This is a genomic window from Vibrio sp. 2033, from assembly GCF_033339735.1.
The window spans coordinates 1-964 of sequence record NZ_JAWOVC010000142.1; the positions used below are offsets into that span (position 1 = coordinate 1).

Annotated in this window: 1 pseudogene; it reads left to right on the forward strand. The window is 53.8% G+C overall.

Annotated features, from left to right (window positions below):
* Window positions 1-33: 33 nt before the first annotated feature.
* A pseudogene (locus R7P74_RS25190) lies at window positions 34-964 on the forward strand (VWA domain-containing protein); the annotation flags it as partial.

The following is a 964-nucleotide window of genomic DNA, read 5'->3' on the forward strand; positions in this document are numbered from 1 at the left end:
AACGTTTTGGAGGACTGCCGCATAGAACGGGCCATGATGGAACTCTTCCCCGGTACGTCGCAGACCCTGAATGAGGTTGCTCGCTATATGGCTCAAGCTGGTCATTACGAGCACGTCACAGACAAAGAGGCCCCTGCCTCCATTCTGACAGGGTTTTGTTTGTACTGGTTGCAAACCAAGGCTGTAGGGCAATCCGTCCTTCAACCCTATCTCGATTCGGCTACCCCCGTATTCGAGCGCGTGTTCCCTCAGGGTGTTGTTGTTCGGCTGAACGCTTTACTGCGTAAGGCTGTGAACACTAAGTCAACCGCAGAGGTGACATCCTTGGCCGACCAAATCATCAAGATGATCGAGGAGGAAAAGGAGAAAGAAGAGCAAACGCCCCTGAATGGTCAGGATGGTAACAACCAGCAGAATGCTGGTGGCAACCAAACTCAGAACAGTCAGGGCGGAAGGGGTAACGATCCAAACCAAGGGCCTGATGCCAATGGTGGTGATCAGCAAGGTAAAGACCAGAAGCAAGACGATGCTAACGGGAAATCTGATCCGAAAGGACAGGGCGACCAAGGCAAGTCGGATACTGATGGTGGCAGCAAGGCAGGACAAAGCCAGGCTGGTGGCAATTCTGACGCGGCGAAACAAGACGCGGCCAAAATGCTCCAGCAGGTTCTGAATGCCGGTGCCGGTGATTTGCGTGGTGACGCGCATGATGCACTTAAAGCCGAGCTCAACCGGGTGGCTCAAGATAAGGGGGACAGTAGCTATATGACTGTTCGCTCTGCTGTGAACACCCAGGACAACCCTGCTGTTGGCAAAAGCCTGGTAGGGGATGTGAAGAGCACCACTTCAAAGATAAGAACGCAGCTCTACGGATTGGTCCAGGCCAGCCAGCGAGTTGCTCACCGTAACCAACGATCAGGGAAGCGTGTGGATGCTCGGAAACTACATCGTGTAGTGACGGGTG